The sequence below is a fragment of the Lysobacter sp. Root76 genome, assembly GCF_001428685.1.
Classification (GTDB): Bacteria; Pseudomonadota; Gammaproteobacteria; order Xanthomonadales; family Xanthomonadaceae; genus Lysobacter.
Window position 1 is genome coordinate 49389 of the sequence record NZ_LMIK01000005.1, and the last position, 26225, is coordinate 75613.

Consider the following 26225-nt stretch of genomic DNA (forward strand, 5'->3'; position numbering starts at 1 on the left):
CCACGCGCAACGCCTAGCGCAACCTCCCCGCCAACCCCGACACCCGCATCGCATGCCGCGACAGCGCCGCGCGCAGGATCGCCTCGCTGGCGCACAGATGCAGCTCGCGCCGGGCGCGGGTCATCGCCGTATACAAAAGTTCGCGCGACAGGCTGCGCGCATCCTGGCGCGGAAGTTGCAGCCACACGCTGTCGAATTCCGAACCCTGCGACTTGTGCACCGTCATCGCGAACGCGCCGGTGTGCGCCGGCAAGGCGGCCGGATAGAAACCGCGCACGCCCTCGCTGCCGCCGGCGAACCAGGCGATCGGACCCTCGCTCTCGCGCGCGCCGTCGGCCGCGCGCAAACAGACGCCGATGTCGCCGTTGAACAGGCCGTGGCGGTAGCTGTTCTCGGTAATCAGCAGCAGACGGCCCTGGAAGTACGCCGGCCGGTGACTGCCGGCCAGCGCTTCCTCGATGCGCGCATTCAAGGGTGCGGCGCCCTGCGCGCCGTCGCGCAGCGCGGTCAGCAGACGCACGCGCGCGGCCAGGGCCAAGGCCTGCGCAGGATTCTCGACCGCGGCCAATGCGCGCCATTCGCCCAACAGCCGCTCGCGGCCGGGGCCGGACAAGGGATCGATCGCATCCTCGTGGAAGCTCACGCCGCGCAGTTCGCCGCTGCGCAACAGGGCCAGGGCGGTGTCGGCGTCGCCGGCGCGCGTGGCTTGCGCCAGCGGCGCCAGGTCCAGGCTTTCGGCCTGGCGGTAGCCGCGTTGCAGATGCACGCGATGCCCGGCCAAGGGCGCGGTCGGCATGCCGTCGTCCACGGACAGGCTGTCGCCGAGTAAGGGCTGCAAGGCCTGCGCTATCGATGCCGGCAAGGCTTCGTCTTCGCCCGCGGCATCGACGATCGCGGCCAGCACGTCGCCGGCTTCGACCGAGGGCAGCTGGTCGCGGTCGCCCAGCAGGATCAGGCGCGCACCGTCGGGCACGGCCTCGACCAGCTTGCACATCAGCGGCAGGTCGACCATCGAAGCCTCGTCGACCACGATCGCGTCGTACGGCAAGGGATCGCGCGCGTCGTGACGGAAGCGCGGGCTGTCGGGCAGCGTGCCCAGCAGCCGATGCAGGGTGCGCGCTTCCACCGGCAGGGCTTCGCACAGCGCCGGATCGACGCCCGCCACGAGCCGCAGCGACGCGGCAGCGGCGCGCAGGCTTTCGGCCATGCGCTCGGCGGCGCGGCCGGTCGGCGCGGCCAGGGCGATCCGCGGCGGCGGCGCGCCGGACTGGCGCGCCTGCGCGATCAACAGCAGCAGCAAGCGCGCGACCGTGGTGGTCTTGCCGGTGCCCGGCCCGCCGGTGACCAGCAGCAGGGCGCGCGCCAAGGCCAGCGCCGCCGCGCGCGCCTGGCGGTCGCCGTCGCGCGCTTGCGGGAACAAGGCCGCGAACAAGGGCGCCAGTGCCGTGGCATCGACGCGCGGCGGCGCCTGCGCGGCCAGCGCGCGCAGGCGTGCGGCCAGGCGGCGTTCGTATTCGCGATAACGGCGCAGGTAGAGCAGGCCGCGTTCCAGCACCAGCGGCGCACCGGTATCGGCGGGCGTTTCATCTACAGGAGTGGCGATCCAGGACGAGGCCTGCAGCACCGCCGACCACTGCTGCGGCTCAGCCAGGACGACGTCCGCAACCTCCTCGCCGGGCCGCTCGGGATCGAACGCGGCGTGACCGTCGGCGATCGCGCGCGACGCCAGCGCCGCGCCGGCCAGAACCAGTTCCGGCGTGGCCGGATCGAGCCGGCGCAGCGACTGCGCCAGGGCATGGTCGACCGTGCGCAGGCGGCCGCGTCGCAGCAGGGCGTCGATCAGGCTCATGCCGCGCCTCCGCCGAACAGTGCATCCAGCGCTTCGACCAGCGCGCGCGGCGGTACCTGGGCATGGATGCCGTCGCCTTCGCTCTGGCTGCGGATCGGGTCCAGACCGCGGCAGAACAGATAACGGGTGCCGCCGAAATCGCGGTCGTAGTCGTAGTCCGCGCCCAGCCGGAACCGCAGCCAGCGGTGCAGGGCCAGGGTGTAGATCAGCGATTGCAGGGTGTACTCGCTGTCGTCCATCGCCCGCTCGATCGCGGCGGCATCGTAGGACGGCAGGCGGTTGGTCTTGTAGTCGAGCAGGTAGTAGCGGCCCTCATGCACGTAGACCAGGTCGATCTTGCCGGTCATCAGGCCGTCGAGGCGGCGCCGGTGGCCGAAGGCCTGGCGCGCGCGCAGCCAGCCGTGCGCGTGCAGCAGATCCAGCAACGCCGCGGTCGAAGCATCGTTGAGCGCGAAGTGAAATTCCATTTCGGCGCGCAGCGCGTTCGCCGGCAGATCGGCCAGGCGCGCGCCTTCGGGCAGGGCCGCGGTGAGGGTCGCGCCGACCAGGCGCGCCAGAGTGTCCAGGCCGCCGCCGTCGATGTCGGCATCGGTGTAGCCCTGCTCGTGCATCGCCGTGCGCAGCAGCGGCTCCTGTCCGTCCGGCACCAGGCCGAGGCGGCGCCAGTGTCGCCATGCGGCGAAATCGCAGCGCTCCAAAGCGGTGTGCACGGCGTTGCCGAAACGGCTGCCGGAGAAACGCAGCTCCATCACGTCGATGGGCAGCTCGTGCGGCGCGGGCAGGATCAGCGGTTCGGGTTCGTCCTCGGCGCCGCGCTCGTCCTGCACGCGGTTGCCTGCGTCCTCGCGGGTGAGCTGGGTGAAGCTGTGCACCCACCAGTCGCGCGACAGGCCGCGGCGCAGCGTGCGCGCGGGCGGCACCGCCCCGCCCGCCTGCGGCGGCAGCGGCAGCGGACGCGGTTCGGGCGCGCCGTCGTCCACGGCGATGTCGTGGCCGTCGCCGGTGGCGAGCGCGGCGATGTCGTCCAGCATCGGCGCCAACGGCGTAGCCGCGCCCAGGTACAGCGGCCCGGTCGCCAGCCACAAGGCGTGCTTGGCACGGGTCAGGCCGACGTAGAGCAGGCGCGCATCCTCGGCCGCGGCCTCGCGCAAGGAACGGCTGCGCGCTTCGTTCCAGCTCGGGGTGGCCGCGTCGTCGTGCTCGCCTTCCAGCTGCAGCACGCGACCGTCGTCGTCGGGGTATTCGCAATGGCGGCCGCCGCGCGATTCGCGCCCGATCGCCGCGAACGGCAGGAACACCAGGCCGAACTCCAGGCCCTTGCTCTTGTGCAGGGTCAGGATCTGGACCCGGCGCGCGTCGGATTCCAAACGCAGCTGCTGCTGTTCGTCGTTGTCGTCGGCCTCGGCGATGCGCAGGCGCAGCCAGTCGACCAGGCCGTGCAGGCCCAGCGCCCGGGCGTCGGCCTCCTGCAGCGCTTCGCCCAGTTGCAGCAGGTTGGTCAGCCGGCGTTCGCCGTCGTCGAGCGCGAGCAGGCGCGGCGCCTGCTGCGCGCACAGGTCGGCGACCAGGGCCAGCGGGCCGTGGCGCTGCCAGCGCTCGCGCCACTCCAGCGCGCGCAGCTGCCAGTCGCGCTGCCACAGCTCGTCGCTGTCCAGGCGCGCGATCGCGTCCGCGTCCAGGCCCAGGAATACGCTCGCCAGCGCCGCGCGCAGGCGGCCGCCGTCGCCGGGCTGGAGCAGGGCGTCGAACAGGGCCAGCAGTTCCTGCGCTTGTTCGGTCGCGAACACGCTGCGGCGCCCGGCCGCGACCGCCGGAATGCCGGCGGCGACCAGGGCGCGCTGTACGCGTGCGGCCTCGTCGTGGCTGCGCACCAGCACGGCGATGTCGGCCGGCTGCAGCGGGCGGCCGTCGATGGCGGCGCGGCCGGCGCGGGCGTCCGCGAGCCAGGTGTGGACGGCGGCGACGCAGGCGCGGGTCGCGAGTTCGCGCGATTCCGGCGCGCTCCACTGCGCTTGCTTGCGGCCGTCGTCGGGCGCCGGCAGGCGACGCAGGGTCAGCGCAGGCGCGCGGCGGCCGGCGCGCAGCAAGGCCTCGTCGGCGACCACGCCGCCGGGCTCGACCGCGAGGAAACCGATGCGCGCATCGACGAAGGCGTCCGCGCCGGCGCGCCGGTACAGGGCTTCGACCGCGCGCAGCAGCGACGGCCGCGAGCGGAAGTTGCGGCGCAGCGGCGGCGCCTGTTCGGCCCGGCCCGCGGCCGCGAGGTAGGTGTGGACGTCGCCGCCGCGGAAGCCGTAGATCGCCTGCTTGGGATCGCCGATCAGAAACAGACTGTTTAGGGGCGGGGTATTCAGAAGCGGACTATCCAGGAGCGCGCCGCCGTCGTCGCGGCTAGCCGGGCCGAACACGCGTTCGAAGATCGCCCACTGGCGCGCGTCGGTGTCCTGGAACTCGTCGACCAGGGCGACCGCGTACTGCGCGCGCAGCCGAGCGATCAGCGCGTCCGCGTGCGGGCCGGCCAGGGCATCGGCGACGCCGTCGATCAGGTCGTCGTAGGTCTGCACGCGGCGCACGCGCTTGAGCTCGGCCAGGCGCGCCGCGGCTTCCTCGCGCACGCGGTGCACCAGCGCCAGGCCTTGCGCGTCCAGCCATTGCGCGCGCGCGGCGGCGGCGGCGAGGTAATCGGCGAGGGCGAGGAACAGCGGCGAACTCGGAGTCTGCGCCTGCTTGCCCTTGTTGGTGCGGTCGGCCAAGGCGGCCGGGGTCATGCGGTCGATGCGCGGTTCGATGCGTGCGCTGGCGTCGCCGTTCGCGCACCAGCGCGCCAGCGCCTCGTTCAGGGCGCCGGGCAGTTCGGCGCGCCAGGTCTGGCCGTTGAGCACCTTGGCGGCCATCGCCGCTTCCAGATCGGCGAAGGCCTGCGCGCCGTGTTGCAGATAACTCCGGCGCAGGACGTCGGCGCGCGCCTGCAGCAGCGGCAGCGGATCGGGCGTGGCCGCGGGCAGCGGCGGCCGTAGCCGCGCTGCGCGCAGCAGCGCGCCCAAGTCGGCGGCCAGCGCCGGGGGACCGGCCGGCCAGCGCGCCTGCAGCAGTTCGGCGGCGACCGCATCGGTGCCGAGCGCGCGCCACAGGTCGACCGCGACCTCCTCGCGCAGCTCGCGGTCGCTGCCGATCATCTCCGGCGCCAGGAAGGCCTGCCCGGTTTCCAGGGCGTGCTCGCTGAGCACGCGCGCGCAGAAACCGTGGATGGTGACCACCGCGGCCAGGTCGATCTCGCGCGCGGCGCGTTGCAGGCGCACGCGCAACGCCGCCGGCGCTTCCTCGTGCAGACGCGCGGCGATCAGGGCGCGGGTGACCGCGCGCTCGCCGTCGTCGTCGGCTGCGGGCAGCGCGGGATCGTCGGCGGCGATGCGCGCGGCCAGCAGCAGGCGCCGGCGCAGGCGTTCGCGCAGTTCCTGGGTGGCCGCGTCGGTGAAGGTCACCGCCAGGATCTGGCCGACGCGCAGGCCGCGCTCGATCACCAGGCGCGTGACCAGGGTCGCCAGGGTGTAGGTCTTGCCGGTGCCGGCGCTGGCTTCGATCAGGTGCAGGCCGTGCAAGGGCAGGCGCAGGAAATCGTCGTCCGCGACGGCGGCGGCCGGCGCCGGGTCGAACAGGTCGCGCGGGCGTTCGCTCATCGCGCGTCCTCCTCGCTGCGGCCGTGCACGACGGCATCGAACACCAGCCGCGCGATGGCGCGGAACTCGTCGGCCAGGGCCGCGCCCTCGGCGGTGGCGGCGAACGGATCGCGGCCGCGCAGCGCCAGACGCGCGCCGCCGGCCTCGGCCTCGCTCCAGCTGTGGCTGCCGCCGTGCCATTGCAGCGCGGCCTGGTTCCAGGCGTCGCGGCCTTCGCTGTCGGCCTGGTACCACAGCCAGCCCGCGCGCGGCAGAAACGGCAGCGGCTCGCGCAGGCCGTGCGCGCGCAGGCGCAGCAGCGCGTCCAGCGCAGTGCGGGCCTGCGCGGGTGCGAGCGCCGCGCGCAGGCTGGGCCCGACCCCGGCACCGGTCTGGGCGAACTGCGCCAGCGGGCGCGTGTCGCCCAGCGCCGACAGCACCAGCCAGTCCAGGCCGTGGGCGATCTGGGCCGGGCCGTGCAAGGCGCCGAAGCGCAGGCGCGCCAGACCGGCGGCGTAGAGCTCGTCGATGCGGCCGTGCAGCCGCTGCGCGCCGAGTTCGAGTTCGAAGTGCCGCGACTGCGGCGCCTGATCCTCGCGCCAGCGCGCGAAGGCCTCGGCGTAGGGCTGCACTTCGGCGAGCAGGCTGTCGAGCTGGCGCCGGCCCAGCGGCCCGGACGGCAGCAGCGCGCGGGCGCGCAAGCGCGCCTGCAGGCCTTCGTCTTGCCCGGCCAGCAGGGCGTCGTACACCGCCTGCTGCAGTTGCTGGCGCTGCAGGCCGCGGCCGGGCAGCAGCAAGGGTTCGACATCGTCGTCGGCGTCGCCCGCGTCGGGCAGGCGCAGGTTGAGGCGCTGGCGCAGGAACGCGCCCGGCGGGTCGCGCAGGAACGCGCGCAGGTCGGCCAGCGCGATCCGCGGCGCGGCCTCGACCGGGGCCAACGGACGGTCGATCCAGGGCCCGAGTTCGCTGCGTTCGCCGGCGCCGGCCTGCGCCGCCGGGCGCCATTCGCCGCGGTAGCTGTAGCGGCGCGGTTCGAGCGCGCCGTCGGCCCCGTCGCCGGCGCCGAACGCGGCCGGCGAGAACGGCTGCAGCGGTTCGTGCACGATCAGGGCGGCGCGCGCGGCGTTGGGGTCGCGGTGGTAGCGCGCGGCCACATCCAGCAGTTCCGACACCAGCGGCGAAGGCTCGCGCGCACTGCCGTCGCGCGGGTCGGCGCCCAGGTAGCTCAGGTACAGCACTTCGGACGCGGCCACGAACAGCTGCAGGAACAGGAAGCGATCGTCCTCGCGCAGCGAGCGGTCGCCGTGGCGACGCGCGGTGGTGCCCAGTTCGGCGGCGAGGCGGTTGAGGCCGCCGACCGGATCGCGGCGCGGGTAGTCGCCGTCGTTCATGCCGAGCAGGCAGATCGCGCGGAACGGGATCAGGCGCATCGGCACCATGCGGCCGAAACTGACGCCGCCGGTGAGCAGCGGCGCGCGGGTGTCGGCGTCGCTCAGGGCGGCGCGGAAATGCGCGCGCACCACTTCGGCCGGCACCGGCGCGTCGAAGCCGGCGCGCCCCGCATCGCGGGCGAAGCCTTCCACCAGCAGGCGCAGGCGTTCCAGGGTGCGCAGGTCGCCGGACTCGCGCGGCCGCTGCGGCAACAAGGCCTGCAACAGGCTCAGCAGACGGTCGCGCCACTGCGCCGGCGTCATCGCCGCGGCCAGCGCGCGTTCGTGGCGGGCGAGCACGCGCAGCAAACGGATCAAGGCGTCGAGCGCGTCCAGCGCGCTGCCTTCGAGTTCGGTGTACGGCGCGACTCCGGCGATGTCCTCGTCGCCGCCGCTGGCATGCCCGATCAGCAGGCGGTCGAGGGCGAAGCGCCAGGTGTAGGCGTCGTCGGCCGGCGCCTGGTGGCGGGCGCGGTGGGCGTCGTCGATGCCCCAGCGCGCGCCGGCCTCGTGCAGCCAGGCATGCAGGCGTTCGAACGCGGGCGCGTCCAGGCCGGCGGCGTCGGCGATCGCGGGCGTGGCCAGCAGGTCGAGGATCTCGCTCAGGCCGAAGCGCGACACCGGCAGCGCGAGCAGGCGCAGGAACACGTCGGCCAGCGGTTCGGCGGCGAGCGGGCTGACGTCGGCCAGCGCATAGGGAATGAAGTCCGGGCGCCCGGCCAGGCCGCCGAACACCGCGGCGATGTGCGGCGCGTAGGGATCGATGTCGGGCGCCAGCACCGCGATCTCGCGCGGCTGCAGCGGCGGATCGAAGCGCGGGTCTTCGAGCAGGCCGCGCAGTTGGTCGTGCAGCACCTGCACTTCGCGCAACCGGGTGTGGCAGGCGTGGACCTGCAGGCTGGGGTCGGCCGTATCGACGCTGTCGCGCCAGGCCGGCAGCGCCGGCGCGCGCCGGTGCAGCAGGTCGCGCTGCAGGCGCTTGAGCAGGCTGTCGCGCGCGGGATCGTCGGCCGGATCGGTTTCCGGATCGGCGTAGGCGGCGATCTCGCCCGAGGGGTGCACCACCTCGTAGCCGCCCAGCACCGCCATGAAGTCGCGGCCGGCCGCGCCCCAGGCCTGCAGCAGCGGGTTGTCGTCGTCGGCCTCGGCCGGTGCGCCGGCTTCGTCCAGGCGCAGGCGCTCGGCGTAGCTCGCCAGGTCGCCCCAGTACTTGCGGGTCGGCGTGGGCAGATAGAAATGCAGCACGCCGGCGCGGGCCTGGGTCGCGATCACCCGCAGCACGTCGGGCGAGACGTTGAGGGTGGCGAAGGCGAACAACCGCGGCGGCAGCCCGGCCGGCGCCGGCGCATCGTCGCCGCCGTGGCGCGCCAGGTAGTCGCCAATGCGGCGCGCGCGGTACAGGCGCCCGCCGGCGACGCGGCGCCACAGCGCGGCCTGGGCGTCGTCGCGCGCCTGGCCCGCGTCCCAGGCCAGCAGCCAGTCGCGGCGCCAGGCCTGGTACTTCTCGAACAGGCCCGCCAGCTCGCCGGCCAGCGACCAAGGCTTGAGCGGGTCGGCGCCGGCCAGATAGCCGCGCAATTCGGCCAGCGCCGGTTCGCGCAGCGTGGCCGGATGCGAGAGCTCCTTGTAGAGGCGCCAGCGCAGCGCGTCGGCGCCGATGTCGTCCTCCACGCCGGGCACGTTGGCGTCGAGCGCGCGCTGGACGAACTCGCCCGGGGTCAGGAATTCGAGATTGGCGGCGATGCCGTAGGCCTGGGCCAGGGTCGCCTGCAGCCAGCGCCGCATCGCCACCTGCGGGATCAGGACCACGTCCGGCGCCAGCGCCGACTGCCCCAGCGCGGGCGTGCGCAGTTCCTGCGCCAGCAGCCCGGCCAGCACGTCCAGCGCATTGGAATGGTAGAGACGGAAGTCGGGACGGCCGGGCATCGCGACATCTTGCCGCAGCGCGGACGCAGGCGTGGCGATCCTTTGCGGCGACCCAGCCTGCGCCAGCGGGCGGTCCGATGGCGCCCGGCGCCACGCCGCATGCGTAACGCCGGCGCTTAAAGCCTTCTTAATCCGTGCCGTCCAGCATCGACGGCACGACGATGGTGCCGTTCTCGTGGCGTCGCCGTGGAACCTGCGACAATGCCCGCGCTGCATCCCCGTTCAGCCTCAGCCCGCCAAGCTGCCGAAACTTGCGACCCCACGCGGGCCGCATGCGGCCGCACCTCTCCGGATGACGCCCACAGCATGACGACCGAAACGCCCATCGTCCGCCTGACCGACCTGCGACTCGATCGCGGCGGCCGTGCCGTGCTGCGCGACATCAACCTGTCGATGCCGCGCGGCAGCATCGTCGCGGTGCTGGGCCCCTCCGGCAGCGGCAAGTCGACGCTGCTGTCGGCGCTGACCGGCGAACTCGCGCCGACCGCGGGCCGGGTCGAAGTGCTGGGCCAGGACGTGCCGCGCCGCTCGCGCGCGCTGCTGGAACTGCGCAAGGGCCTGGGCGTGCTGCTGCAGGGCAACGGCCTGCTCACCGACCTCACCGCGGCCGAGAACGTGGCCCTGCCGCTGCGCACCCATACCGATCTGCCCGATGCCCTGATCCAGCGCCTGGTGCTGATGAAACTCAACGCGGTCGGCCTGCGCGCCGCCGCCGACGCCTACCCGCGCGAACTGTCCGGCGGCATGGCGCGCCGGGTCGCGCTGGCGCGCGCGCTGGCGCTGGACCCGCCGCTGATGATCTACGACGAACCGCTGACCGGCCTGGATCCGATCGCCTCCGGCGTGGTCATGAGCCTGGTCCGCCGCCTCAACGACACCCTCGGCCTGACCAGCATCATCGTGACCCATCACGTCCACGAAACCCTGCCCGTGGCCGACCACGCCATCGTGATCGCCAACGGCGGCATCGTCTTCTCCGGCACCCCGGCGCAGCTGGAAGCCAGCACCGACCCGCTGGTGCAGCAGTTCCTGCGCGGCCAACCCGACGGTCCGATCGCCTTCGACGCGGCGCCACGCACGGCGGAGGCCGCCTGATGGCCTTCGTCGAAGCCACCCGCCAGCTCGGCCGCGCCGGCCTGTTCACCCTGTCGGTGTTCCGCGCGTCCAAGCCGACGCCCGACTTCTTCCGCGAGTTGACCCGCGAGATCTACAAGATAGGTGCACGTTCGCTGCCGATCATCGCCGTTGGCGGCGCGTTCGTGGGCTTGGTGCTGACCCTGCAGGGCTACCGCACGCTCGCCACCTTCGGCGCCAGCAACTCGCTGAGCACCCTGCTCGGCCTGTCGCTGTACCGCGAACTCGGCCCGGTCCTCACCGCGCTGCTGTTCATCGGCCGCGCCGGCAGCTCGATCGCCGCCGAACTGGGCTTGATGCGTGCCACCGACCAGATCACCGCGCTGGGCCTGATGGCGATCGACCCGGTCGGCAAGGCGGTCGCGCCGCGCTTCTGGGCCGCGGTGCTGAGCGTGCCGCTGCTGACCGGCTTCTTCTGCAGCTTCGCGATCGCCGCCAGCTACCTCGAGGCGGTGCACGTGATCGGCCTGGACCCGGGCTACTTCTGGCCCGCGCTGAAGGACAACGTCGATTTCGTCGACGACTTCTGCGTGGCCTTGTTGAAGTCCGGCGTGTTCGGCGCCACCTCGGCGCTGGTCGCGGCCTACGTCGGCTATCACGCCGAACCGACCATCGAAGGCACCTCGGTCGCGACCACCAAGGCGGTGGTCAACGCGTCCCTGCTGGTGCTGATGTTCAACTTCGTCATGTCCGCATTGCTGTTTAGATAGCGAGCCCCTTCGCAAGAACCCGCACATCCCTGTGCGGACTTTCCAATGCAACACCCGCTGTTACGCGACAACGCTCGACACTTGGAGATCCACCCATGTCCGTCCGCAGTCCCCGCATCGAATTCGCCGTCGGCGCGTTCCTGTTGCTCGCCCTGGCCTCGCTGCTGGTGCTGGCGATCGCCTCCACCAACGGCAAGTGGGGCTTCGGCGGCGACAGCTACGCGCTCAAGGCCCGCTTCACCACCATCGGCGCGCTGCGCCCGAACGCGCCGGTCAAGATCGGCGGCGTCGCGGTAGGTCAGGTCGCGCATATCGAGCTCGATCCCAAGACCTTCGAGTCCAAGGTCACCCTGGCGATCAACAGCCAGTACAAGGACCTGCCCGCCGACACCTCGGCCGGCATCTTCACCAGCGGTTTGCTGGGCGAGAGCTATATCGGCCTGACCCCGGGCGGCGATCCGGAGCCGCTCAAGCCCGGCGACGAGATCTTCCTGACCCAGCCCGCGGTCGACCTGATCCAGCTGGTCGGCAAGTACATGTTCAGCGGCGGCGGTGCCCAGGGCGGCAACAAGAAAGACGCCGCGGCGCCCGCCACCAACGACGTTCCGGCGTACCTGCAAGGCGAAGCCGCCCCCACCCAAGACGAGAGCAAGAAATGAAGCGCACCCTTATCTCCCTTGTGATCGCGTCGGCGCTGCTCGCCGCCGCGCCCGCCACCGTATTCGCGCAGTCGGCGCAGGCCGCGACCACCGCACCGGCCGGCTCGCCCAGCCAGATGGTGCTGGCCAACAGCACCCGCATCCTGAGCACGCTGGAAGCGCGCCGCGCCGAGTTCACCAAGAACCGCGCCGCGCTGAGCCAGTTCATCAGCACCGAGTTCAACCAGATGTTCGACCGCGACTACGCCGCGCGCCTGGTCCTGGGCACGCACGGCCGCGGCGCCTCCGACAGCGACGTCAAGCTGTTCGCCGACGCGCTCAGCACCAGCCTGATGCAGCGCTACGGTTCCTCGCTGCTGGACTTCAACGCCAAGCTCAAGGTCCGGATCAAGTCCGAAACCCCGCTGCGCGGCGGCGCGATCGTGAAGGTGTCCAGCGAATACCTGCGCCAGGGCGGCGAGCCGGTGCCGGTCGACTACCTGATGCGCAAGATCGGCAGCAACTGGAAGGTGTTCGACGTGATGGTGGAAGGCGTCAGCTTCGTGCAGACCTTCCGCAACCAGTTCGACACCCCGCTCAAGCAGAAGTCGATCGCGCAGGTCGCCGCCGACATCCAGGCCGGCCGTCTGCAGGCCCAGGCCCAGAGCAACTGAGCATGAGCGCGGCCACCGTCCGACGCGAAGGCGAAGCGCTGGTGTTCACCGGCGCGCTCGACCGCGCCGCGGTGGCGGCGCTGTGGCGGCAGGCGCTGCCGCTGCTCAAGGACCTGCGCCGCCTGGAGCTGGGTGCGGTCAGCGAAGTCGACAGCGCCGGCCTGGCGCTGTTGGCCGAACTCGCCGCGCGCGCCCCGGGCGTGAGCGTGATCGGCACGCCGCCCGGTTTGACCGAGCTGCGCACCGCGTACCGACTCGACGAGGGACTGGGCTTTTCCAGCTGATCCCGAACACACCGTTGCGGTCGCCATCGCCCCAGGGATGTGGCCAGGCCGCCCTTAGCGAATAGACTGCGACCATGCGCTCCCCCACCCCCACGCTTTCCTCCGCCATCGCTCTGGCTTTGGCCCTGGCGCCGCTCGCCGCCAACGCGCAGCAGATGTCGGCGCAGCAGCGCACCACCTACGAAGCCTGCCTGGCGGCCGGCGACGGCAGCGCCGACGCGGCCCTGGCCTGCCGCCTCAAGATCGAGGATGGCAAGACCGGCGCCGACGCAAGCGCGACGCCCACGCCGACGCTGGACGAACTTGCGGCCAGGACCGAAGCCGACGCAGCCGCCAAGGACGCCGCATCCGCGGCGGCCGATGCGAGGGCCTCCGCCACCGAAGCCGCGGATGCTTCAAACGCGGGAACCGCCGCGGTCGACGCCGGCGCGGCACCCGAGCCGGTCTCCGCGCTGGAGGCCTCCACGCCGGCCGAGGTCGAGCACGCGTCCGACACCGCCGCCGCCGCGGGCACCGCTGCCGCGCAGGCCAACCCGGCCGACCCGCGCACCGACGCCGAGCGCGACTTCGATGCGCTCTACGGCGCGCAATCGCAGGAGTACGATCCGGTCGCCGACCCGACCCTGCCGGCGCCGGCCTCGCTGCCGACGATCTACGACCCGTGGGAGCGCTACAACCGCAAGATGCACCGCTTCAACAACGCGGTGGATCGCATCATCGCCAAGCCTCTCGCGCGCGCCTACGTGCGCGTGGTCCCGCGCCCGGTGCGCCTGGGCGTGAGCAATTTCTTCAACAACCTCGGCCAGCCGGTGTCGGCGGTCAACGCGCTGCTGCAGGGCAAGCCCAAGCAGGCCGCGCAGTCGCTGGGCCGTTTCGCGCTCAACACCACGGTCGGCATCGGCGGCATCTTCGACCCCGCCAGCGACGCCAAGCTGCCCAACCGCAGCGAAGACTTCGGCCAGACCATGGGCGTGTGGGGCTGGAAGCGCTCGCGTTACCTGGAACTGCCGCTGTTCGGCCCGCGCACCGTGCGCGACGCCTTCGGCGCGGTCGGCGACGCGCCGCTGAGCCCGCTGCGCCAGGTCGATCCGGATCGCATCCGCATCCCGCTGCAGGGCCTGCAACTGGTCGACGTGCGCGCCCAGCTGATGCCCACCGACGCCCTGCGCGAAGGCGCCGAGGACGACTACACCCTGGTCCGCGACTCGTGGATGCAGCGCCGCGACTACCAGATCTTCGGCGACCGCATGGACGCCGAAGACCAGGGCCTGCCGGACTACCTGCGCGACGACAGCAACCCCAGCGTCCCGGCGGATGCGATGCCGATGATGCCTACGGACGCGAATTACAACCGTTGATGGTGGCTGTGCGCGCTCAAGCAGCCGCGCAACTGAAAAGCCCGACGCTCTATAGCCCCTCTCCCGCTCGCGGGAGAGGGGTTGGGGTGAGGGCCGCCGCAAGCGCGTAGCTCCAACCTCAGCCGCTGCCCTCATCCGCCCTTCGGGCACCTTCTCCCGCAGGCGGGAGAAGGGAAAGCTCAAGCCTCGTCGTCGCTCGACGAATCTGTAGCCCCGCTCGCGGGAGAGGGGTTGGGGTGAGGGCCGCCGCAAGCGCGTCACTCCAACCTCAGCCGCTCCCCTCATCCGCCCTTCGGGCACCTTCTCCCGCAAGCGGGAGAAGGGAAAGCTCAGGCCTCGTCGTCGCCTTCGACGAAATCGTCGTTACCCAGCAAGCGCCGCGCCTCGTCCGACGGCATCGTCTCCACGCCCTTGAGCTTGCGTTCGATCGCGCGCGTACGCACGCCGGCGCCGTCGATGCTCTTGCGCACCGTGTCCAGCTGCGTGCGCGTGCGTTCGAGCACGTCGGCGAACTTGCCGAACTCGCTCTTGACCGCGCCCAGCAGCTGCCAGACCTCGCTGGAACGCTGTTCGATCGCCAGCGTGCGGAAGCCCATCTGCAGGCTGTTGAGCAGGGCCAGCAAGGTGGTCGGCCCGACCAGGGTGACGCGGAAGTCGCGCTGCAGCGCCTCGAACAAACCGGGCCGGCGCAGCACTTCGGCGTACAGGCCTTCGGTGGGCAGGAACAGCAGGGCGAAGTCGGTGGTGTGCGGCGGCGCCAGGTATTTGTCGCGGATGCGCTTGGCCTCGACCCTGACCTGACGCTCCAGCCCGGCCGCGGCGATCGCCAAGGCCTCGGCATCGGCACGGTCCTGCGCGTCGAGCATGCGCTCGTAGTCCTCGCGTGGGAACTTGGCGTCGATCGGCAGGCGAACCGGCTGCTCCGGCGTGGTGCCCGGCAGGCGCACCGCGTACTCGACGCGCTCGCCACTGCCCGGCACGGTGGCGACGTTGCTGTCGTACTGCTCGATGGTCAGCACCTGCTCCAGCAGCGCGCCCAACTGCACTTCGCCGAAGGTGCCGCGGGTCTTGACGTTGGTCAGCACGCGCTTGAGGTCACCGACGCCGTTGGCCAACTGCTGCATCTCGCCCAGGCCGCGCTGGACCTGTTCCAGGCGCTCGGACACCAGCCGGAACGACTCGCCCAGACGGGTTTCCAGCGTGGTCTGCAGCTTCTCGTCCACGGTCGCGCGCATCTGCTCGAGCTTGGCGGTGTTGTCGGCCTGCAGTTCGCGCAGACGCTCCTCCAAGGTCGTGCGCAACTCGCCGATGCGCAACTCGTTGCGCTGGGTGAGTTCGTTGAGGCGCTGGCCCAAGCCCTCGGCGAACCGCTGCTGCGATTCCGCCGCCTCGCTGCGACCCTTGCGCGCGTCGTCGGTCAGCGTGACCACCAGCTGATCCAGACGCTGGTCGGTGCGCTGGGTCAGTTCGGTCAGACGCCCGCCGAAGCCTTCGATGCGCTGCTCCTGCGCCGACGACAGGCTATCGAGCTGCTGGCGCAACTCGCCGCGCCCTTCGCGCTGCTCCTCGCGCAGCGACTGCTCCAGTCGCCCGTCGGGCTTGCGCAGCAGGAGCACGATCAACAACACGATCGCCGCCAGCACGGCGATCAACAACAGGGTCAGCAGCAGCGGGGTTTCGGCCATGGCGACAGTGTAGCCCGGAGCTTCTCAAGGACTAAGAATGCGCGGTGTCCCGAGGCTATGCTTGGCCCAGCCGCACCATCGATCCAGGAGATCCGATGCTTACCCCGCGTCAGCGACTGGCCAGAATCGCGCGCATAGGACTGGCGATCCAGGCCATCGCGATCCTGCCCGCCGTTGTGGCCATGATGGTCAGCTGGAACCCGTCGAATCAGGATTCGGCGTTCGTGCAATGGTGCGTTTCTTACTGGTGGTCGCTGTTGCTGTTGGGTACCTTCGTCTACACCGCAGTCGCGTATGCACTGAGCTTCCTGCTGCGCTGCCCGCATTGCCGCTATCGGCTGTCGCGCGCGTATACGCCCACCTGGGCCTTCGCCAGCCACAACGCGCACGTGCGGTATAGCGCGCATTGCGGTCTGGCACTGGACGCCTCGCGCAGCGACTGACGAAACCGGCGACAAGCCGCAGCAGCGCCGCTCGACCCTGCGCGCAGTCACGGTGCGGCGCTTAGCCACCCCGGATTCTCCTTCCACCGCGCCTCCAAAAACTCCACGAACGCCCGCACCTTCGCCGGCACGTAGCGCCTTTCCGGCATCACCGCGTGCACATCCAGCCCGTTGATGTCCCAGTGCGGCAGCACGCGTTCCATGCGGCCGTCGCGGATCTCGTCGGCGATGGCGAATTCGGGAATGCGGGCGATGCCGGCGCCGGCCAGCACGGCGGCCTTGAGGGCGAGGCTGGAGTTGGCGTCCAGGCGCGCGCCCAGGGCGACGCGCACGACTTCCTCGCCGTGGCGCAGTTCCCAGGTGCGGCCGGTCGCGGCCAGGCTGAAGTGCAGGCAGTCGTGCGCGCCGAGTTCGTCGGGGCGCTGCGGGCGGCCGCGACGGTCCAGGTAGGCGGGTGAGGCGCATAGCAGCACGCCGCTGTGGGCGATGGTGCGCGCGACCAGGCTGGAGGCCTCCAGGCGGCCCAGGCGGATCGCCAGGTCCTGGCTTTCCATGACCAGGTCGGTCGGGCGGTCGTCCAGTTGCAGGTCCAGGTCGACTTGCGGATGCAGGGCCAGGAACGGCCCGACGTGCGGGGCCACGTGCATCACGCCGAAGGTCATCGGCACCGACACCCGCAGCCGGCCCTGGGCGAGATCGCCGGTGCCGGCGACCGCGTCCTCGGCCGCGCGCGCCTCGGCGAACGCCGACTGGGCATGGCGCAGGTAGGCCTGGCCGGCCTCGGTCAGGCTGAGCCGGCGCGTGGTCCGGTGCAGCAGGCGCGCACCCAGCCGCCCTTCCAGCGCCGAAACCTGCTTGCTGACCGCGGCCTTGGACAGGCCCAGGGCGTCGGCGGCGCGCACGAAGCTGCCCAGTTCGGCCACCCGCACGAAGGCGAGCAGGCCGGCGAGATCGGGGACGGGCAGGCGCCCCTGCGGGATTGTTGACATAGAGAAACAGTCTAACCACGTCCGGGCCGATTATCCGCAGGTCCGGAATCCGTAACTTGGCCTCGTCCCGCCCATCCCGCCCCGGTACGACGCCATGAACCTCACCACGAAGCGCCTGATCCTCACCCTGCTGGCCGGCAGCCTGGTCGGCGCCATCTTCGTGATCGGCAAGCTGCTGCTGGGCCGCGGCCTGAGCCCGCTGATTGTTTCCCTGATCCAGACCGGCGGCGCCGCCGCGGTGCTGATGGCGGTGCAGACCGTGCGCGGCGAACGCCTGCCGTTGGACCCAGCCTCGCGCCGCTTCTATCTGATCGCCGCGCTGATCGCGGTCGCCGGCTCGGCCCTGCTCGGCAACTGGGTGCTGGCGCGGATCCCGGCCGGCATCTTCACCGTGGTGGTGACCCTGTCGCCGCTGTTCACCTCCTTGTTCAACGCCCTGGTCGAGCGCCGCTGGCCGAGCCCGACCGCCGCCCTGGGCACCGCCCTGGGCCTGGCCGGCGTGCTGCTGGTGCTGGTGCCGCGCGCGCGTTCGGTCGAAGCCGAACAGGCGCTGGCCCTGACCATCGCCCTGGGCGTGCCGGTGCTGCTGGCGATCGGCAACGTCTACCGCAGCCGTTACTGGCCGAGCGGACTGAGCGCGCCGATGTCCAGCGCCGGCACGATGCTGGTGCAGGCCCTGGCGGTGCTGCCGCTGATCGCGGTCAGCGGCCAGCGCGCGGACCTGCAGCAGCTGGCCGCCTCCTGGCCGCTGCTGCTGGCGATGGTGCTGGTCACCCTGTCGGCCAACGTCGCCGCCGCCGCCCTGCAGCGCATCGCCGACTCCGTCGCCTACAGCCAGATCGGTTACGTGGTCGCGCTGACCGGCGTGATCTGGGGCGCGCTGCTGTTCGGCGAGCGCCTGGGCTGGGGCTTCGCACCGGCGGTGGCGCTGGTGTTCGTCGGCGTGGTCCTGGCCAACCGCCGCATCGCCGCCCCCGTTTCCGTTCCCGCTGCGTCCGCACTGCCCGCTCTGGGCGTCGCGCGCTGATCCATCAACCCCCACTCGGACTTCTGTCATGTACCTCGCATTCGCCCGCTACGCCTTCGCCGCCATCGTTGCCCTCGCCGCCGCCGCGCCCGCCCACGCCGACCTGCGCGAGCCGCTGACCCGCGACAACAGCGTGCTGCTGATGGTCGACTACCAACCGCAGTTCGTGTTCTCGGTGCAGTCGATCCCGGTGGTCGAACTGATCAACAACGCGGTCGGCCTGAGCAAGGCCGCCAAGGCCTTCGAGGTGCCGACCACCTACGCCACCATCAGCGCGCAGAGTTTCGGCGGCCCGCTGTTCCGCCAGTTGACCGACGCGCGCCCGGAGCTGACCCCGGTCGACCGTACCTCGATCGACGCCTGGCAGGACCCGCGCGTGCGCGCCGCGATCGCCGCCACCGGCCGCAAGAAGCTGCTGGTCAGCGGCCTGTGGACCGACAGCTGCGTGACCCTGCCGGTGCTGTCGGCGCTGAAGGACGGCTACGAGGTCTACGTGGTGGTCGACGCCAGCGCCGACGTGTCGCGCGAATCGCACGAGATGGCGGTGCAGCGCATGATCCAGGCCGGCGCGGTGCCGGTGACCTGGATGGCGGTGATGCTGGAATGGCAGGGCGACTGGGCGCGCGGCAACACCGGCGCGCAGGTGCAGAAGATCGCGCAGGAGCATGGCGGCGCCTGGGGCCAGGGCATCGACTACCACCAGCGCATGGTCGCGCCGCGCAAGTAATCGCGCACCAGCGCAGGCCGACGGCCGGATCGCGACAAGTCGTTGCGGCCGTCGGCGTTACAGTGGCGGCTCCCTCATCGTGATCGCGGCGCGTTGCCGCCGCCCGGAGTCGCCATGGCCGCCTGGTTCACCGTCGCCGCACCATTGATCCCCGAAATCCTGCGCCTGGCGCGGCCCTACTTCACCCGCCCGCCGCCGCAGGCCATCGCCCCGCCTTCGGACGTGGTGGCGCTGCAGATCACCGAATTGCAGGACGTGGCCGCGCAGAACGCCGAATCGATCAAGGTGCTGGCGGCGGAAATGCAGAAGACCATCACCTCGCTGCAGCAGGCGTCGATGACGCTGGAGCAGCGGCTGCGGCGCGCGCATCGCTTGAGCCTGGCGTCGCTGGCGGTGGCGGCTGTGGCCCTGGTAGTCGCGGGGGCGGCTTACGCGACCGCGGCTTGAGGCCGGGCTTGCTTCGGATGGGAGCATGGTCGCGGTGACGGCTTACACCCCAGCGACTGAGGCCGAGCCCGCTTCCTGTGGAAGCGGCGTAAGCCGCGATCGATGACCGGCGCGATTACGACCCGCATGGATCGTGCCGCCATGAATGGCATTCACCAACGACGCGGACCGTGCCCGCTTCCTGTGGGAGCGGCGTAAGCCGCGATCGACGGCCGGCGCGATTACGACCCACACGGATCGTGCCGCCATGAATGGCATTCACCAACGACGCGGACCGTGCCCGCTTCCTGTGGGAGCGGCGTAAGCCGCGATCGACGACCGGCGCGATTACGACCCACATGGATCGTGCCGTCATGAATGGAATTCACGAGCGACGCGGACCGTAGCCCGCGACGCCGTGCGCATTCCCGCGATCGCGGCTTACGCCGCTCCTACAGAGAGCAGGACGCGCCCATTCGAGCTTTCGCGAGGGCGCGGCTGTCGCCGCAGCCCGCGACTCGCGCGAGTTACGACGTTCCGCTCAGTCCAGCACGCGGCAGAACACCGCCTTGAGATAACGCGATTCCGGCACCTGCGCCAGCCAGGGGTGGTCGGCGCCGGCGCCGGACACCTTCAGCACCTGCACCGTGCGCCCGGCGTAGAAGGCGGCGCGGCGGATCATGTCGAGGAACTGCTCCTCGCTGACCAGGCCGGTGCAGGAGAAGGTCGCGAACAGGCCGCCGGGCTTGACCACGCCCAGGGCGAGCTTGTTCATATCCAGATACTTCTTCAGCGCCGGGATCACCTGCTCGCGGTCGCGGGTCATCTTGGCCGGGTCCAGGATCACCACGTCGAAACGCTCGCCGGCGTTCCCCATATCGCGCAGGTAGGGAAAGATGTCGGCCTGCACGAACTTGACGTGGGCGTTGTTGAGCTTGGCGTTGCCCTTGGCGATGTTGATGACGTCGGCGTCGATGTCCACGCCGATCACTTCCTCGGCGCCGCGCGCCTTGGCGTAGACGCCGAAACCGCCGGTGTTGCAGCACAGGTCGAGCACGCGCTTGCCGGCGACCTGTTGCGACAGCCATTCGCGGTTCTCGCGCTGGTCGGCGAAGAAGCCGGTCTTGTGCGCGCCGGCCGGGTCGGCGCGGAAGCGGATGCCGTACTCGGTGATGACGGCCGGCGGCACGGCCTCGGTGCCGCGGAAGTCGAAGCTCTCCTGCTTTTGCACGTGCTCGTCGGCGAAGGCGTAGAAGCGGCAGCCCGGGAACTGCGCGCGCAGGGCGTCGTAGATCCATTCGCGGTAGCGGAACGCGCCGGCGCTGAAGTACTCGACCACCAGCAGGTCGCCGTAGCGGTCCACGACCAGGCCGCTGAGGCCGTCGCCTTCGCTGTGGACCACGCGCCAGGCGTCGCTGACCTCGTCCAGGCGCAGCACGTCGCGGCGCAGCGACACCGCCGCGGCGATCTTGCGCGCGAACCAGTCCGCGTCGACCGCCACGTTCGGATCGTTTTCGAGCATGCGCAGGGCGATGCGCGAATGGCCGTTGTAGAAGCCGCGGCCGATCCAGTCGCCGTCCACGCCGAAGACTTCGACGATGGAGCCGGGCTTGGGACGCTGGGCGGGCTTGTCGACCAGGCGCTGGAAGATCCAGGGATGGGTGGATTTCCAGGCGTTCTTGAGGCGTACGGAGGGCAGGTCGCTATTCATCGGCGCATTTTACGCGGGTTGCGTGCGCAGCCGGGGGATTTGCCCGGAAATCGCCGCAGTTGCCGGCCTTTCGACGCGGCGCGCGCTTGCGCCCCGCCGCAAGCCCCGCCGGCCGGGCGACGAAGCGTGCGCGGCATCCCTGTCCCACTCGCGGGACGAACTGGCCCGCGGGGCGCGGCTTGTATTCGCCGGCGCCGGTGCCAATCTCGCAAACATGCACCTGCCCACTCACGAAGCCCCGCCCGACACCCCGGCCCAGCGCAAAGCCGACCGCGGCCGGCTGTTGCGCGCGCTCAACGCCAGCCTGGCCTTCGTGCTGGTGCTCGCCGCCGTCTACACCGCCCAGGGCCAGTTCGACGTGGGCGCGTGGGCGGTGCAGCCGTGGTCGCCGGAGGGCCTGCTCGGCCTGCTGACCGCGCCGCTGCTGCACGGCTCGATCGAGCACCTGGCCACCAACGCGATCTCGTTGCTGATGCTGGGCACGCTCGCCGGCGGCGTGTATCCGCGCGCCACCGTGCGGGCGCTGCCGCTGATCTGGCTGGGTTCGGGCCTGGGCGCGTGGTTGCTCGGCAGCGTCGGCAGCCATCACCTCGGCGCCAGCGGCCTGACCCACGGCCTGATGTTCCTGGTGTTCGTGCTGGGCCTGCTGCGTCGCGACCGCCCGTCGATCGCCGCGGCCATGATCGCCTTCATGTTCTACGGCGGCATGCTGCTGACCATCCTTCCGCGCGAGCCGGGCATTTCCTGGCAGGCGCACCTGGGCGGCGCGGTGGCGGGCGTGATCGCGGCCTTCCTGTTCCGCCGCAGCGACCCGCTGGCGCCGCGCAAGCGCTACAGCTGGGAAGACGAGGAAGACAGCATGGTGCCGGCCGTGGACGAGCTCGAACCGCCCAGCCCGCGCGAAGTGCCGGTGCTGTGGAACCGCCCCGATCCCGAACCGGGCGTGGTCCTGCGCTTCCCGCCGCGCCGCGAACCATGAACGCTGCGGCTTAACCCCGTCGCGGCGGCAGGCTAGAGTGATGCGTAGATCGCACCACTTTCGGTCACAAGGAGTCCGCCCAATGCGTCTGGTTTCCCCCAGCCTGGTCCTGTGCGCGCTGGCGCTCGCCAGCCCGCTCGCCGCCGCCAAGGGCGCCTGCCTGATTCAGGGCAATCTCTACGGCGCACCGTTCATGGAATGCAGCGAAGTCGACACCGCCAACCCGTCCGGCGCCTACAAGGCGCAGTGCGAATCCAACGTCGGCTCGATCCAGAACGCCGGCGGCAACGCCACCGCCACCGTCGGCCCCGCTTGCCCGGCCGGAGCCGGCGGCGTCTGCGAGAATCCGATGGGCCAGAAGGTCCGCACCTACTACTACGCTCGCAACGCGCAGATGCTGGCGATCACCCAACGCAGTTGCGAAAGCACCGGCGGCACCTGGCGCACGCCCTGAGCGCGTCTTTCAGCGGATCCCCCATGACCCCTGCCCTGCTGGTGATCGACGTCCAAAGCGGCCTGTTCGACGGCGAGCCGCGCCCGGACGACGCCGACGCGGTGATCGCGCGCCTCAACGCGCTGATCGCACGCGCGCGCGACGCCGGAACCCCGGTGATCTTCGTCCGCCACGAACGCATCGGCACGCTGCTCGAACCCGGCACGCCGGGCTGGGCGTTCCAGGCCAAACTCGACGTGCACGACGACGACCTGGTGGTCGGCAAGACCTCGCCCGACGCATTCCTGCGCACCGGTCTGGAATCGCTGCTGCAATCGCTGGGCGTCGATCATCTGGTGATCGGCGGCTACGCCAGCGACTTCTGCGTCGACACCACCACCCGCCGCGCCGCCGCGCTCGGCTACCCGGTGACCCTGGCCGCCGACGCCCATACCACCCACGACAAACCGCACCTGACCGCCGCGCGCATCCGCGAGCACCACAACGCGACCCTGGCCGACATCGTCAGCTTCGGGGTCGAGATCCGCGCGGTCGACAGCGCCGACATCCAGTTCGTACGCAACGGCGGCGTCGCCCTGCGCTGAACCCCGCGTGCGGCCGCGCAGCGCGGATCCCATGCGATGCTACCGGCCTTCCACGCGCCCCCGCCGAGCATGCCGCGCCTGTCGATCTTCCGCCGTCCGCTGCTGCTGCTCGCCGCCGCCCTGGCGCTGAGCGCCTGCCAGCGCGCGGCGCCCGACGAGGGCTACGACGAATCCGCCGCGGCCGATGCGCGCCGCATCGAAGCCGATGTGCGCTACCTCGCCGACGATCTGCTCGAAGGCCGCGAGACCGGCAGCCGCGGCCACGACCTGGCCGCGCTCTACGTCGCCCAACGCCTGCGTGCGATGGGCCTGCGTCCGGCCGGCGACGACGGCGGCTACACCCAGCGCGTGCCGCTGTTGCGCGCGCAGCGCCTGGCCGAGGGCAACGAACTGGTGATCGAGCGCAACGGCGCGACCACCGCGCTGCGCTTCCGCGACCAGTTCCTGCCGCTGCTCAACTACGACCAGCCCGAAGCCCGCGTCGAAGCGCCGGCCGTGTTCGTGGCCCAGGCCGTGCACGCGCCGAAACTGCGCCACGACGATTTCGCCGGCCTGGACCTGCGCGGCAAGATCGCGGTGCTGTTCGGCGGCGCGCCGGCGCGCTTCGCGCCCGATCAGCGCGCCTTCTACGCCAGCACCGAAGAGAAGCTGCGCGCCGTGGCCGAACGCGGCGCGGTCGGCGCCGTGTTCGTGGCCACCACCGGCGACGAGCAGACCTACCCCTGGGCGCGCTCGGCCGAAGACTGGCAACGCCCCGGCATGCGCCTGCGCGGCAGCGACGGCCGCGCGATCGACAGCACGCCGTCGCTGCGCGTGGTCGCACGGGTCAGCGCGGCGGTGGCCGACGTGCTGCTGTCCGGCAACGGCCACACCGCCGCCGAGCTGTACCAGGCCACCGATGCCGGCCGCCTGCGCGGTTTCGATCTGCCCGGCCGCATCGTCCTGGCCGCGCGCAACACCGTCGCGCCGCTGGAATCGCGCAACGTGGTCGCGCGCCTGCCCGGTTCCGACCGCCGGTTGTCGGCCGAGCACGTGGTGTTCAGCGCGCACCTGGACCACGTCGGCATCGGCCCGCCGGTGGACGGCGATGCGATCTACAACGGCGCCATCGACAACGCCCTGGGCGTGGCGGTGATGCTGGAGGCCGCGCGCAAACTCGCCGCCGCGCCGACCCCGCCGCGGCGTTCGATCCTGTTCGTCGCGGTCACCGGCGAGGAAAAGGGATTGCTGGGCGCGCAGTGGTTCGCCCAGCACCCGACCGTGCCGGCCGCGTCCCTGGTCGCCAATCTCAATCTCGACATGCCGATCCTGCTGGCGCCGACCCGCGATGTGGTGCCGGTCGGGATCGAGCATTCCAGCCTGGCGCCGCTGGTGCGCCAGGCCGCCAAGGACGTCGGCGTGGCGCTGTCGCCGGACCCGGCGCCGGAACAGAACATGTTCGTGCGCAGCGACCAGTACGCCTTCATCCGCGCCGGCGTGCCGGCGGTGTACCTCAACGGCGGCGTCGAGGGCGCGCGCTTCGGCGCCGACCCGCGTGCAGCGCAACGCAACTACTTGAGCCAGCGCTACCACCAGCCCGGCGACGACACGAGCCAGCCCATCCAGTACGCCGACGCGGCGCGGCTGGCCCGCCTCAACGCGCGCCTGGGGCGGCTGATCGGCGACGCGCCGCAACGCCCGACCTGGAACGCCGGCGACTTCTTCGGCCAGCGTTTCGGCACCGATGGTTCCGGAGGCGATGCGCATGCCGATTGATCGCAACGCCCGCCTCGCTCCGCTGCGGCGATGGTCGTTCCTGCTCGCGCTCGGCGTGAATATGGGCAGCGGCGATGATGCGGTTCGCTGCGCTCACCACATCCTACCCATGGCCGACGCTACGACTGCGCCCGTCCTTATACTCGGCCCATGAAAACACTCGGCCTGCTCGGCGGCATGAGTTGGGAATCGACGGTTCCCTACTACCGCCAGATCAACGAAACCGTGAAGGAACGCCTGGGCGGCCTGCATTCGGCGCGGCTGCTGCTGTACAGCGTCGACTTCGCCCAGATCGAGCGCCTGCAGCATGCCGGCGACTGGAAGCAGGCCGGGCGCGTGCTCGGCGAGGCCGCGCGCGGGCTGCGCCTGGGCGGCGCGGAGCTGCTGGTGATCTGCACCAACACCATGCACAAGGTCGCCGCGCAGGTCGAAGCGATCTCCGAGCTGCCGCTGCTGCACATCGCCGATCCGACCGGCGCGGCGATCCGCGCCGCCGGCCTGCAGCGCGTCGCCCTGCTCGGCACGCGCTTCACCATGGAGCAGGACTTCTACCGCCGGCGCCTGAGCGAAAGCCATGGCCTGGAGGTGCTGGTGCCGGACGAGGCCGGGCGCGAACTGGTCCACCGGGTGATCTACGACGAGCTGTGCCTGGGCACGATCCGCGACGCCTCGCGCCAGGCTTACCGCGAGATCATCGCCGGCCTGGTCGCGCGCGGCGCCCAGGGTGTGATCCTGGGCTGCACCGAGATCGGCCTGCTGATCGGCCAGGACGATATCGAGGTGCCGGCCTTCGATACCACCGCGCTGCATGCGCAGGCGGCGGCGCTGACGGCGATCGGGTAGTCCACCGTGCGGCCATGGGCCGCTCTCCGTGGGAGCGGCGCAAGCCGCGATCGTCTCTCCACTCCCCAGCGCACCCCCCGCCTTGGGGTAGGAGCGGCGTGAGCCGCGACCGCGAACTTCGCCTGCTGGCGGGTTTCGCTCCGAATTCGCCTTCCGCCTTCCGCCTTCTGCCTTCTGCCTTCTGCCTTCTGTGGGAGCGGCGTAAGCCGCGATCGTCTCTCCACTTCCCAGCGCACCCCCGCCTTGGGGTAGGAGCGGCGTGAGCCGCGACTCATCCATGAAGCGGCGCACCCGCCCAACTCCCATCGCGGCTCACGCCGCTCCCACAGACAGCTCCGGCCGCCTCGACTCCGCGCTACTTCGCCGGCAGCGGCAGCCCGCGGAACGCTTTCACCGTACGCAGCACGAAGCTGGAATTGATGTCGGCCACGCCCGCCTGGTTGAGCAGGCGGTCGAGCAGGAAGTGCGAGAAGTGCTCCAGGTCGCGCACCGCCACCAGCAGCAGGTAGTCCATGTCGCCGGTCAACGCATGACAGGTGACGACCTCGTCCCATTCGTTGACGAAACGCCGGAACGACTCCAGCGCGTCGGTATCGTGGTGGTTGAGCTGCACGCGCACGAAGGCCTGCAGGCCCAGGCCGATGCGTTCGGGATCGACCTCGGCGCGGTAGCCGGCGATCACGCCCTCGCGTTCCAGGCGCTGGACCCGGCGCAGGCAGGCCGAAGCCGACAAGTGCACGCGCTCGGCCAGTTCGGCATTGGTCTGGCGGCCCTGGCGCTGGAGTTCGGCCAGCAGCAACAGGTCGGTGCGATCCAGCTCGACGGCGGCCATATTCGTGCAATTATTTCGTTAATGACGCAAGAATCATGCGCCACAACCGAGTTCCAGCGCAACAACGCAAGCTTCTTGCGCGTATCCGGCGATACAGTCACGGATCAACCA

The 26225-nt window shown here is 71.3% G+C and carries 22 protein-coding genes; 15 read left to right on the forward strand and 7 right to left on the reverse strand.

All coding sequences use genetic code 11. The annotated features are described in order from the left end of the window. Positions 1-13: 13 nt before the first annotated feature. From recD to recC, 3 genes are read right to left on the reverse strand one after another with little or no spacing between them, the layout of a single operon-like run. A complete protein-coding gene (recD, locus tag ASE10_RS07565; RefSeq protein ID WP_055905438.1) occupies positions 14-1849 on the reverse strand; it encodes an exodeoxyribonuclease V subunit alpha in 1836 nt (611 codons plus the stop codon). Further along, a complete protein-coding gene (locus ASE10_RS07570; protein ID WP_055905441.1) occupies positions 1846-5526 on the reverse strand; it encodes an exodeoxyribonuclease V subunit beta in 3681 nt (1226 codons plus the stop codon). The genes recD and ASE10_RS07570 overlap by 4 nt, the downstream gene beginning before the upstream one ends. Continuing rightward, entirely contained in the window at positions 5523-8861 is a 3339-nt protein-coding gene (gene recC / locus ASE10_RS07575; RefSeq protein WP_056306192.1) for an exodeoxyribonuclease V subunit gamma, read from the reverse strand. Before recC ends, ASE10_RS07570 begins: the two co-directional genes overlap by 4 nt. Before the next feature lie 306 nt (positions 8862-9167). Between recC and ASE10_RS07580 the strand changes: the two genes are divergently transcribed. The 6 genes from ASE10_RS07580 to ASE10_RS07605 all read left to right on the forward strand — a co-directional run bounded on the left by ASE10_RS07580 (position 9168) and on the right by ASE10_RS07605 (position 13659). Next, on the forward strand, positions 9168-9956 hold the full coding sequence (locus ASE10_RS07580) for an ATP-binding cassette domain-containing protein (RefSeq protein WP_055905446.1): 789 nt from the start codon (positions 9168-9170) through the stop codon (positions 9954-9956). Beyond that, a complete protein-coding gene (locus tag ASE10_RS07585; protein WP_055905449.1) occupies positions 9956-10705 on the forward strand; it encodes an MlaE family lipid ABC transporter permease subunit in 750 nt (249 codons plus the stop codon). Before ASE10_RS07580 ends, ASE10_RS07585 begins: the two co-directional genes overlap by 1 nt. A gap of 95 nt (positions 10706-10800) precedes the next feature. Then, positions 10801-11364 (forward strand): outer membrane lipid asymmetry maintenance protein MlaD, encoded by a 564-nt coding sequence (gene mlaD, locus ASE10_RS07590; RefSeq protein WP_056306194.1) that lies wholly within the window; start codon positions 10801-10803, stop codon positions 11362-11364. Continuing rightward, complete coding sequence (locus tag ASE10_RS07595; protein WP_055905455.1) at positions 11361-12017, forward strand: ABC transporter substrate-binding protein; 657 nt, start codon at positions 11361-11363, stop codon at positions 12015-12017. Before mlaD ends, ASE10_RS07595 begins: the two co-directional genes overlap by 4 nt. Positions 12018-12019: 2 nt before the next feature. After that, entirely contained in the window at positions 12020-12301 is a 282-nt protein-coding gene (locus tag ASE10_RS07600) for an STAS domain-containing protein (protein WP_055905457.1), read from the forward strand. A 74-nt stretch (positions 12302-12375) separates the two neighbouring features. Beyond that, the gene (locus ASE10_RS07605; RefSeq protein ID WP_327037119.1) at positions 12376-13659 is read left to right on the forward strand and encodes a VacJ family lipoprotein; all 1284 of its coding nucleotides are present in this window, start codon (positions 12376-12378) and stop codon (positions 13657-13659) included. A 329-nt stretch (positions 13660-13988) separates the two neighbouring features. Here the strand turns inward: ASE10_RS07605 and rmuC are convergent, their stop codons facing one another. After that, positions 13989-15344, reverse strand: a complete 1356-nt coding sequence (gene rmuC / locus ASE10_RS07610) for a DNA recombination protein RmuC (protein WP_056101349.1) — start codon at positions 15342-15344, stop codon at positions 13989-13991. A 95-nt stretch (positions 15345-15439) separates the two neighbouring features. Between rmuC and ASE10_RS07615 the strand changes: the two genes are divergently transcribed. Continuing rightward, positions 15440-15787 carry a hypothetical protein gene (locus ASE10_RS07615; RefSeq protein ID WP_056306196.1) on the forward strand — a complete coding sequence of 116 codons (348 nt, stop codon included), beginning with the start codon at positions 15440-15442 and terminating at the stop codon, positions 15785-15787. Between the two features lie 47 nt (positions 15788-15834). Here the strand turns inward: ASE10_RS07615 and ASE10_RS07620 are convergent, their stop codons facing one another. Further along, on the reverse strand, positions 15835-16776 hold the full coding sequence (locus ASE10_RS07620; protein WP_082586073.1) for a LysR family transcriptional regulator: 942 nt from the start codon (positions 16774-16776) through the stop codon (positions 15835-15837). A gap of 94 nt (positions 16777-16870) precedes the next feature. Between ASE10_RS07620 and ASE10_RS07625 the strand changes: the two genes are divergently transcribed. From ASE10_RS07625 to ASE10_RS07635, 3 genes are all read left to right on the forward strand, one after another. Further along, positions 16871-17803, forward strand: coding sequence for a DMT family transporter (locus ASE10_RS07625; protein ID WP_056306198.1), 933 nt, complete (start codon positions 16871-16873; stop codon positions 17801-17803). 28 nt (positions 17804-17831) lie between these two features. Continuing rightward, positions 17832-18530, forward strand: a complete 699-nt coding sequence (locus ASE10_RS07630; RefSeq protein WP_082575566.1) for a hydrolase — start codon at positions 17832-17834, stop codon at positions 18528-18530. Positions 18531-18644: 114 nt separating this feature from the next. Beyond that, a complete protein-coding gene (locus tag ASE10_RS07635) occupies positions 18645-18977 on the forward strand; it encodes a hypothetical protein (RefSeq protein WP_056306199.1) in 333 nt (110 codons plus the stop codon). A gap of 520 nt (positions 18978-19497) precedes the next feature. Here ASE10_RS07635 and ASE10_RS07640 read toward each other — a convergent pair. Then, a complete protein-coding gene (locus tag ASE10_RS07640; RefSeq protein ID WP_055905470.1) occupies positions 19498-20667 on the reverse strand; it encodes a class I SAM-dependent rRNA methyltransferase in 1170 nt (389 codons plus the stop codon). 214 nt (positions 20668-20881) lie between these two features. Between ASE10_RS07640 and ASE10_RS07645 the strand changes: the two genes are divergently transcribed. From ASE10_RS07645 to ASE10_RS07665, 5 genes are all read left to right on the forward strand, one after another. Then, positions 20882-21646, forward strand: coding sequence for a rhomboid family intramembrane serine protease (locus tag ASE10_RS07645; protein ID WP_056306201.1), 765 nt, complete (start codon positions 20882-20884; stop codon positions 21644-21646). A gap of 82 nt (positions 21647-21728) precedes the next feature. After that, positions 21729-22100 carry a hypothetical protein gene (locus tag ASE10_RS07650; protein ID WP_055905476.1) on the forward strand — a complete coding sequence of 124 codons (372 nt, stop codon included), beginning with the start codon at positions 21729-21731 and terminating at the stop codon, positions 22098-22100. 23 nt (positions 22101-22123) lie between these two features. After that, positions 22124-22684: a cysteine hydrolase family protein gene (locus tag ASE10_RS07655; RefSeq protein WP_056306203.1), complete on the forward strand. Its 561-nt coding sequence runs from the start codon at positions 22124-22126 to the stop codon at positions 22682-22684. 36 nt (positions 22685-22720) lie between these two features. Next, positions 22721-24439, forward strand: a complete 1719-nt coding sequence (locus ASE10_RS07660) for a M20/M25/M40 family metallo-hydrolase (protein ID WP_056306205.1) — start codon at positions 22721-22723, stop codon at positions 24437-24439. A 150-nt stretch (positions 24440-24589) separates the two neighbouring features. Continuing rightward, the gene (locus ASE10_RS07665; RefSeq protein ID WP_055905485.1) at positions 24590-25282 is read left to right on the forward strand and encodes an aspartate/glutamate racemase family protein; all 693 of its coding nucleotides are present in this window, start codon (positions 24590-24592) and stop codon (positions 25280-25282) included. Between the two features lie 355 nt (positions 25283-25637). Here the strand turns inward: ASE10_RS07665 and ASE10_RS07670 are convergent, their stop codons facing one another. Beyond that, positions 25638-26114, reverse strand: a complete 477-nt coding sequence (locus tag ASE10_RS07670) for an Lrp/AsnC family transcriptional regulator (protein WP_055905489.1) — start codon at positions 26112-26114, stop codon at positions 25638-25640. Positions 26115-26225 lie beyond the last annotated feature (111 nt).

Excerpts from the sequence above, each read along its gene's own strand:
- recD (WP_055905438.1), bottom strand. The coding sequence starts at position 1,849 with ATGAGCCTGATCGACGCCCTGCTGCGACGCGGCCGCCTGCGCACGGTC.
- ASE10_RS07570 (WP_055905441.1), bottom strand. The coding sequence starts at position 5,526 with ATGAGCGAACGCCCGCGCGACCTGTTCGACCCGGCGCCGGCCGCCGCC.
- recC (WP_056306192.1), bottom strand. The coding sequence starts at position 8,861 with ATGCCCGGCCGTCCCGACTTCCGTCTCTACCATTCCAATGCGCTGGAC.
- ASE10_RS07580 (WP_055905446.1), top strand. The coding sequence starts at position 9,168 with ATGACGACCGAAACGCCCATCGTCCGCCTGACCGACCTGCGACTCGAT.
- ASE10_RS07585 (WP_055905449.1), top strand. The coding sequence starts at position 9,956 with ATGGCCTTCGTCGAAGCCACCCGCCAGCTCGGCCGCGCCGGCCTGTTC.
- mlaD (WP_056306194.1), top strand. The coding sequence starts at position 10,801 with ATGTCCGTCCGCAGTCCCCGCATCGAATTCGCCGTCGGCGCGTTCCTG.
- ASE10_RS07595 (WP_055905455.1), top strand. The coding sequence starts at position 11,361 with ATGAAGCGCACCCTTATCTCCCTTGTGATCGCGTCGGCGCTGCTCGCC.
- ASE10_RS07600 (WP_055905457.1), top strand. The coding sequence starts at position 12,020 with ATGAGCGCGGCCACCGTCCGACGCGAAGGCGAAGCGCTGGTGTTCACC.
- ASE10_RS07605 (WP_327037119.1), top strand. The coding sequence starts at position 12,376 with ATGCGCTCCCCCACCCCCACGCTTTCCTCCGCCATCGCTCTGGCTTTG.
- rmuC (WP_056101349.1), bottom strand. The coding sequence starts at position 15,344 with ATGGCCGAAACCCCGCTGCTGCTGACCCTGTTGTTGATCGCCGTGCTG.
- ASE10_RS07615 (WP_056306196.1), top strand. The coding sequence starts at position 15,440 with ATGCTTACCCCGCGTCAGCGACTGGCCAGAATCGCGCGCATAGGACTG.
- ASE10_RS07620 (WP_082586073.1), bottom strand. The coding sequence starts at position 16,776 with ATGTCAACAATCCCGCAGGGGCGCCTGCCCGTCCCCGATCTCGCCGGC.
- ASE10_RS07625 (WP_056306198.1), top strand. The coding sequence starts at position 16,871 with ATGAACCTCACCACGAAGCGCCTGATCCTCACCCTGCTGGCCGGCAGC.
- ASE10_RS07630 (WP_082575566.1), top strand. The coding sequence starts at position 17,832 with ATGTACCTCGCATTCGCCCGCTACGCCTTCGCCGCCATCGTTGCCCTC.
- ASE10_RS07635 (WP_056306199.1), top strand. The coding sequence starts at position 18,645 with ATGGCCGCCTGGTTCACCGTCGCCGCACCATTGATCCCCGAAATCCTG.
- ASE10_RS07640 (WP_055905470.1), bottom strand. The coding sequence starts at position 20,667 with ATGAATAGCGACCTGCCCTCCGTACGCCTCAAGAACGCCTGGAAATCC.
- ASE10_RS07645 (WP_056306201.1), top strand. The coding sequence starts at position 20,882 with ATGCACCTGCCCACTCACGAAGCCCCGCCCGACACCCCGGCCCAGCGC.
- ASE10_RS07650 (WP_055905476.1), top strand. The coding sequence starts at position 21,729 with ATGCGTCTGGTTTCCCCCAGCCTGGTCCTGTGCGCGCTGGCGCTCGCC.
- ASE10_RS07655 (WP_056306203.1), top strand. The coding sequence starts at position 22,124 with ATGACCCCTGCCCTGCTGGTGATCGACGTCCAAAGCGGCCTGTTCGAC.
- ASE10_RS07660 (WP_056306205.1), top strand. The coding sequence starts at position 22,721 with ATGCTACCGGCCTTCCACGCGCCCCCGCCGAGCATGCCGCGCCTGTCG.
- ASE10_RS07665 (WP_055905485.1), top strand. The coding sequence starts at position 24,590 with ATGAAAACACTCGGCCTGCTCGGCGGCATGAGTTGGGAATCGACGGTT.
- ASE10_RS07670 (WP_055905489.1), bottom strand. The coding sequence starts at position 26,114 with ATGGCCGCCGTCGAGCTGGATCGCACCGACCTGTTGCTGCTGGCCGAA.